Source organism: Nanoarchaeota archaeon (assembly GCA_018897155.1).
GTDB lineage: Archaea > EX4484-52 > EX4484-52 > EX4484-52 > LFW-46 > LFW-46.
Genome location: JAHILE010000022.1, coordinates 1 through 6,899, shown reverse-complemented (window position 1 = coordinate 6,899; position 6,899 = coordinate 1). Strand labels below are relative to the sequence as shown.

9 protein-coding genes are annotated in these 6,899 nt (G+C 43.2%); 5 read left to right on the top strand and 4 right to left on the bottom strand.

The features are described from left to right. From KKB09_02310 to KKB09_02300, 3 genes are all read right to left on the bottom strand, one after another. Positions 1 to 1,115: hypothetical protein (locus KKB09_02310; GenBank protein MBU4300028.1), on the bottom strand; the 1,115-nt coding region annotated here is incomplete at its 3' end. 36 nt (positions 1,116 to 1,151) lie between these two features. After that, positions 1,152 to 1,397: a hypothetical protein gene (locus tag KKB09_02305; protein ID MBU4300027.1), complete on the bottom strand. Its 246-nt coding sequence runs from the start codon at positions 1,395 to 1,397 to the stop codon at positions 1,152 to 1,154. A gap of 24 nt (positions 1,398 to 1,421) precedes the next feature. After that, positions 1,422 to 1,883: a hypothetical protein gene (locus tag KKB09_02300; GenBank protein ID MBU4300026.1), complete on the bottom strand. Its 462-nt coding sequence runs from the start codon at positions 1,881 to 1,883 to the stop codon at positions 1,422 to 1,424. Positions 1,884 to 1,992: 109 nt separating this feature from the next. On the opposite strand from KKB09_02300, the gene tsaD reads away from it, so the two are divergent. The 5 genes from tsaD to KKB09_02275 all read left to right on the top strand — a co-directional run bounded on the left by tsaD (position 1,993) and on the right by KKB09_02275 (position 6,532). Continuing rightward, a complete protein-coding gene (tsaD, locus tag KKB09_02295) occupies positions 1,993 to 3,000 on the top strand; it encodes a tRNA (adenosine(37)-N6)-threonylcarbamoyltransferase complex transferase subunit TsaD (protein ID MBU4300025.1) in 1,008 nt (335 codons plus the stop codon). Positions 3,001 to 3,056: 56 nt separating this feature from the next. Further along, complete coding sequence (locus KKB09_02290) at positions 3,057 to 3,785, top strand: hypothetical protein (protein ID MBU4300024.1); 729 nt, start codon at positions 3,057 to 3,059, stop codon at positions 3,783 to 3,785. A 20-nt stretch (positions 3,786 to 3,805) separates the two neighbouring features. Continuing rightward, a complete protein-coding gene (locus KKB09_02285) occupies positions 3,806 to 4,387 on the top strand; it encodes a rhomboid family intramembrane serine protease (protein ID MBU4300023.1) in 582 nt (193 codons plus the stop codon). Between the two features lie 20 nt (positions 4,388 to 4,407). Then, positions 4,408 to 4,860 (top strand): metallopeptidase, encoded by a 453-nt coding sequence (locus KKB09_02280; GenBank protein MBU4300022.1) that lies wholly within the window; start codon positions 4,408 to 4,410, stop codon positions 4,858 to 4,860. Positions 4,861 to 4,924: 64 nt separating this feature from the next. Beyond that, entirely contained in the window at positions 4,925 to 6,532 is a 1,608-nt protein-coding gene (locus tag KKB09_02275) for a YgiQ family radical SAM protein (GenBank protein ID MBU4300021.1), read from the top strand. 184 nt (positions 6,533 to 6,716) lie between these two features. Here the strand turns inward: KKB09_02275 and KKB09_02270 are convergent. Further along, the coding region (locus KKB09_02270; GenBank protein ID MBU4300020.1) for an IS3 family transposase at positions 6,717 to 6,899 on the bottom strand (183 nt) is incomplete at its 5' end.

Sequence of the window (6,899 nt, the reverse complement as noted above, 5' to 3'; positions counted from 1 at the left end):
TGCCTGCGCATTTTTTCCAGCTGCTCGCACACTGCAAACCGTCCTGCATAATATCCGCCGCCTTCTTTTATTGCGTATTTTGTCCGACCATCAAAGCCCTCTGATTCCTGCGTTATTGTCGGCGAATCCATTGCAAGTGTCCACAAAGTATTTGCTGCCCAAGCCTCGAACTGCTCGAACGACCATGCTCCGGGCATAAGCAGCACCTCGAAATGATTGTCAAGATAAGTGTTTGAATAGACCAAATATTCATTTACTTTCGGATAATCGCGGATTTTTTTCATCAACTCGTTAGCCAAAATTGAATCGGTGGCCGTAATCGACCATCTCGTGGGTGTTAACTTCCGATTTTTCGCGATTCCGAGAATTCCCGCGGATAAAACCTTTGATATATAATACACATCAAAGTTTTTTTCATAAAGCATGCGCGCGGAATCAACCGATTTTAAATCGTCGCAAACGACTTTTTCAACTTTCTGCGGAATCGAGACATTGCCCGCAATCTTAAATTTCTCAAGTATCCCTGTGGGTCCGACAGGCTGGGAAATCGGGGAAAACGAAAGAGAATAATGCGGCGCCTTTTTGAATTCCAACTCAACATCAACGCTGTATTTTGACAGAGTCAATTCCTGCACATCCATTACCATCCTGCTGTTTGACTTAATATGCTCTTTTGTCTTTGAGCGCGCGAGGGAAGAGCGCATGCGAATTATTTCGTTGAAATCCGCGCCGTACCACTCCCGGGGATTGTCCAGATGCTGCGCGTTTTCGGGCTCAAGTGAAACCATCGGCCCGACAAAAACATTCGGATATCCCATCCAGCCGACAAACAAAGACGGAGGGGATGGGCCGAACATTGTCTTTTTGAGAGTCTGCTCAATAGGGCTTTGGATATGGATCTTCGCAAGCAATGGGCACGACTCCCTGCCGCATAGGAGCCTTCCGCCCTTGCATTCTAGACAGAGCTTATGGCTCATGGGCTTTGCCTCTGCTAAGGCTTTTAGAATCTCGCAGCGCGGATTGTCCCATGATTGATATTTTGAACCATTCACAGATTTATTGGGTTCAAAAACCTCGAGTGGAGCGTCAGCGGAACGAAAGGATTTTTGAGGCATATAACAATATAGAAAAGGGAAAAATAAAAACGGCTTTCAAGCAGTCAGCTTATTATGAATTGCATCGTTATTCGCCGACTTTTTAGCGCTTTTTTCATCATCATGACTGAAAAAATCCGCTACGCCGCCAGCAACATAACCCAGCAAATAACCCAATACTCCAAAACTGAAGCCATCAACCAGTCCTGAAAGCAAGTTTCCTCTAAGAAAATCATCTGATGCTGCCAGAAGCGCGCCTGCAGCACCTGTTACTTTTGCCGCCTTTTCGCAATAGTTTGACATAATGCCATCCATAAAATTAAAGGATCATTCAAATGCTAAACCTTCTAATCCTAATTGTTCGTTCACTTTCTCTTTTCCACGGCATATCTTGGAATTATAACGTATAATGCCGCTGGACGACCCAATATTAACTAAATGAGCTCGCTTAATCTCGGGATCATAACAAACTTGTTCAAGATTGTGTTTAAAATTTATTCGCGTTCCTAAACCGCGTTGTTCATCGAATACTAAAGGATCTTTCGGAATAAATGATTCTTCTAAACGTCCGATTATTTTTGGAGAAGGATAAGTATCTATACTGATGATTTCGTCAGATTTAAAATGGTTTATATCATCACAAATAAGATACCTCAGGGCATCAATTTGATTAGTTAAATTATCTAATTCCGGTCTTTTTATCACTTCAGAAAAATACTTCTGAGCATTCGTTTTATTAGTCAGCTCATCTAATTTTTGCATTAAACGATAAATATTTTCATATTCCATTTTCTCACTGCAAAATAGTGTATTACGAAATATATAAATCAATATTGAAATTTTAGACAAAATAAAAAGTTCAAACAGAACTTATTAATTTGAATGATGAATATAAACTATGATTTCTCTTGGCATCGAATCAACCGCGCATACTTTCGGCATCGGAATAGTCGACGACAATCCGGTCGCTTCGCCGCGCTCGCTCTCGGCTTTACAACCTTCGGTTGTAAACGGCAAAGTTTATTCAAATGCGCGCGACACATACCGCCCCGAAGCCGGAGGCATCCATCCGTCAAAGGCGCGCGACCATCACAAAGCGGTTGCTGAAGCAATTTTGCAAAAGGCGCTGGACGATGCAAAGCTCAAGCTTTCTGACATCGACATAATCGCATACAGCGCAGGGCCGGGCATTTCGCCGTGCCTTGCAGTAGGCCTGGATTTTGCAAAAAAACTTTCCGAAAAAATCAAAAAGCCGCTTGTTCCAGTTAATCACTGCCTCGCGCATGTTGAGATAGGAAAATTAATGACCGGCGCATGCGACCCGCTTGTGCTTTATGTCTCTGGCGGAAACTCTCAAATCATTGGCTGGGGCGGCGGAAAATACCGCGTTTTCGGCGAAACGCTCGATATTGCAATCGGAAATGCAGTGGACAAATTCGCGCGAGAAACAGGCATCCCTTTCCCGGGTGGTCCCGAAGTGGAAAAGCTTGCGGTTGGCGGAAAATACATTCCTCTGCCATACACTGTAAAAGGCATGGATTTCTCATTCTCAGGGCTTTGCACTGATGTTGTTCGAAAATTCAAATCAGGAAAGTTCGATTTAAAAGACATCTGCTTCTCGTTTCAGGAAACTGCATATGCAATGCTTACGGAAGTGACGGAGCGTGCACTCGCGCATACTGAGAAAAATACATTGCTTCTAACAGGCGGAGTTGCCGCAAACAAAAGGCTTGCAGAAATGCTCTCGATAATGTGTAAAGAGCGCAGGGCTGAATTTCGGAACGTTCCGCGCGAATTTGCCGGAGATTGTGGAGCCAATATCGCATGGACAGGTATTATTGAGTTCAAAAAGAAATCAAAGACAAAAATAGACATATTTCCAAAATGGCGCATTGATGAATTATAATGCGCGCATAGTCGGGGGTATTCAAAACATATAAACAGCCATTCACAAATAATGTTATGTTCTCTGGAAATCGGAAGGGTGTTTCTCCGCTTCTTGCAGGCGCGCTTTATGTCGGAATAGTCAGCGTAGCCCTTCTTATTGTAATGCAAATCGCTAGCCCTGCAATAACAAAAATGCAGGATGTGGCTGCGGTTGACCAGGCAAAGGATTCTTTCGCAAACCTTGACAAAATTATACAGGATGTGGCATCGGAAGGACGCGGCTCGACGCGTGTTGTTCCGCTGCAAATTAAAAAAGGCGATATAACAATCGATTCGGCAAACGACATGATAGTATACGGCATTGAAACCGATGCAGAGATGATTTCGCCGCGCACAAGGCGCGTTGTAGGAAACCTGATATTCAGTGCGAATACAAACGTCAATGTCGCTGACAGCGGTACGGAAATAATTATAGAAAATGAGCACATCATTGCGACATTCAATAAATCTGGAAACGCCACGAATTACACAACCATAGATGCGAACATGGTGATAAAATCGATATTCTTAAAGAATGCAAACACAACATTTGACGGAGTGATAAAGGTGCGCATAGACGGCAGCGATTCTAATGGAGTTGGCAACGGATATGTGCGCGCCGAAGAAACCGGGCCGCGGCTTGCGCGCGGAAGAGTGATTATACATGTCAACAACACTTTCGCGGATTACGACATATATTACACGCTTGAAAGCGGCAGGGATCATTTCAACGAGATTTCCGTCAGAAACTTCAACGAACATTAAATGCGTCAAATGGTGAATTTATGGCGCGCATAACCAATACATTGCTGATTGTCACAATAGCAATATCACTTCTTGAGATGCCATTTCCTGCGCTCCAGGAAAATCTCGCGCTTAATCCTTCGAAAATTTTAACTAACCCCTGGATGCTTTTTACATCGCTTTTTGTGCATGTAAATATAGGGCATCTGCTCATGAATATGGTCGCGCTCCTGATTTTCGGGGCGTCTCTTGAAAAAGTGATTGGCCCAAAGAAAATAATTTCTGTTTATTTCACAGCAGGGCTTGCCGGCAGCATTGCTTCTTTTTTCTTTTATCCGCATTCATATTCCCTTGGCGCGTCAGGGGCGATAATGGGTGTTGTAGGGTGCCTGACATTTCTGCGTCCACGGGCATCTATATGGTTCGGGGCAAGCCTGCCGGTAATTGTATTTTCCGCGCTCTGGATTTTGACAGACCTCATAGGGCTCTTTGTGCCGTCGGACATTGGAAATGCTGCGCACCTCGCAGGATTTGCAACCGGAATTGCTTTCGGCAAAATGTGGAAGAAAAAATTCAGGGAAGAACATGAAATAAGAAAAAGAGTGAGGCGCGCGCTTAAATAAATTATCAGCTAACTGAATGTATGAAATTCGAATCCGCGCCGGACATACAGGCAAGAGTTTGCGAGATAATACAAAGGCTCGAACTAAAACATATCCGCGCCGAAAACATAGTATGTATGCGCTCGCACAATTCAAAGGCAAAGGCTTATGCGCGCATCTGGTCCCTGCCGCGCATCTGGCAGAAGGCACTCGGAGTTGAAGCGCATTATATTCTTGAGGTTCTGAGCCACTATTTCGACAGTCGCGGCAAGGACGACCAGGACAGGACTCTGATACACGAGCTTATGCACGTGCCAAAAACGTTCTCAGGTGCGCTTGTGCCGCATAAATGTTTCGCGAAGAGAATTGACGCGCGGAGTGTTGAAGTTCTTTTCAAAAAATTAAGGAATCAAACAGAGCAGCCCGTTGATATATCTGTTGTTAAACTCGATAAAAAAGGCGTTTCATTCTTTCAAAAAATTCTGAACCGATAGTTAATTAAAAGCAAATCGCATAAAATAAAGTTAAAGCGTTATTGACAGTTATTATGGAATGCATATGATCTCAAAAACAAAGCAAGAACAGGATTTTGACATAATTATAATCACTGCAGAGCATTATGGCGACCACCCGCTAAGCCCTGCCGGTGTGATTGCAAAAGTTCTTGATGCAAAAGGCTATAGTATCGGCATTATTGAAACTCCGGACTGGAAACAGGACAAAGATTTCCTCGCGCTTGGAGAACCAAAGCTCTGCTTCTGCGTAACTTCAGGATCAATTGACAGCATGCTGAATAATTACACGCCGCTTAAGAGGAAAAGGTCTGAAGACCCACACGCAAAAATCGTTGAGATGCCGGACCGCGCGCTTATGGTGTATTGCAACAAAATAAAGAAGTTGTTCAAAGGAACTAAAATAGTAATCGGAGGTATTGAAGCCTCTTTGCGGCGTTTTGCGCACTACGACTACTGGGAAAACAATATCCGCTCAAGCATACTTGCAGACACAAGAGCGGACATACTGGCCTATGGCAACGGCGAATTGCAATCAATAGAGATTGCGGAGCGCCTTGCAAATAACCGCGACCTGTACGGCATAGCAGGCACATGCATATTTTCAAAAACAATCCCGAACGGCTTCAAAGCATTGCCTTCATTTGAGGATGTGAAAAAAGACACAAAGCAGTTTTGCAAAATGCAGAATATGTTCTCAATCAATGAAAATCTGGCGCAACAGCATACAGACAGATTTGTCCTCCAATTCAAATATCCGAAATATACGCCGCAATTTCTTGACTGGATATACTCGCTGGACTACTCAAGAAACTTAAGCGAAGAATCGCTTTTGAAACTCGCGCAATTTTCAGTCGTAACGCACAGAGGCTGCATCGGAGAATGCAGTTTCTGCTCAATAGCCCAGCACCAGGGCAGCAAGATTATTTCGCGCTCAAAAGAAAGCATACTTTGCGAAATCAAAAAAATCACAAAGCACCCGCAGTTCAAAGGCTATATTGACGACCTTGGCGGCCCTTCTGCAAATATGTATGGAATGGACTGCAAAACAGCGTGCCCAAAAAGCTGCATCAGCTGCAAGAAGCTTGATTTAAGCCATAAAAAAATCATAGATCTTTTGCAGTCTGTGCGCAAAATAGATGGCGTAAAAAAAGTATTTGTGCGAAGCGGAATAAGGTATGACCTTGCGATAGAAAGCCCGAAATACATAAGCGAACTGTCTTTGCATCACATATCCGGATGCCTGAAAATTGCGCCAGAGCATTTTTCAAAAAAAGTGCTTGCGCTTATGAATAAGCCGGATGGCAAATTCGAAAAATTCAAAGCAGAATTTGAAAAGCTGAATCAAAACACTAAACAGGCGCTCAAATACTATTTCATGGTCGCGCATCCAGGTGATGATATAACCGAATGCAGAGCTCTTGGAAAAAAACTCAAGGATTTTGACAATATTGACTCCATACAAATATTCACCCCGACGCCTATGAGCGTTTCAACCTGCATGTATTGGGCAGGGATGCATCCCAAGACGCTTGAAAAAGTGCGCGTCCCGTACACCTACAACGAAAAGAAAGCGCTCAAAAACGAAGTATTCAGGCATCTGAAACCGGAATATCAATTCAAGTCATACCGGCCTAAAAAGCGTAAAAAATAATACAATATATCCGCGGATTTTAGAAATGTGGATTAGGAAATATGATGATGATGCTCGTGCATTAATTATACCACAACGCCTTGAGCCATTGGCACGGGCGTAAGGATTGTTTCAATTATTTCCTTTCCCTTAACACGCGGAATTATCATTACAACCTTAATATATGCAAATTCCTTTTGCTGTATCACGCTGAATTGTGCGGATTTAATTGCTTCAAGGCGCTTTTCTCAATATCTTTGATTAAATTCTGGAACACCGGCAAATTGTGGTTTGAATCTGTTGTTATGATTCTGAATTTTTTCCGAATGCATAATAGATTGTCATTTCTCATTATACTGAGAACTTTTTTGTGGTTGATGGATTGGCC

Bases quoted from the DNA above. Each gene is read 5' to 3' on its own strand.
- KKB09_02285 (MBU4300023.1), top strand. From the start codon at position 3,806: ATGGCGCGCATAACCAATACATTGCTGATTGTCACAATAGCAATATCA.
- KKB09_02280 (MBU4300022.1), top strand. From the start codon at position 4,408: ATGAAATTCGAATCCGCGCCGGACATACAGGCAAGAGTTTGCGAGATA.
- KKB09_02300 (MBU4300026.1), bottom strand. From the start codon at position 1,883: ATGGAATATGAAAATATTTATCGTTTAATGCAAAAATTAGATGAGCTG.
- KKB09_02290 (MBU4300024.1), top strand. From the start codon at position 3,057: ATGTTCTCTGGAAATCGGAAGGGTGTTTCTCCGCTTCTTGCAGGCGCG.
- KKB09_02305 (MBU4300027.1), bottom strand. From the start codon at position 1,397: ATGTCAAACTATTGCGAAAAGGCGGCAAAAGTAACAGGTGCTGCAGGC.
- tsaD (MBU4300025.1), top strand. From the start codon at position 1,993: ATGATTTCTCTTGGCATCGAATCAACCGCGCATACTTTCGGCATCGGA.
- KKB09_02275 (MBU4300021.1), top strand. From the start codon at position 4,925: ATGATCTCAAAAACAAAGCAAGAACAGGATTTTGACATAATTATAATC.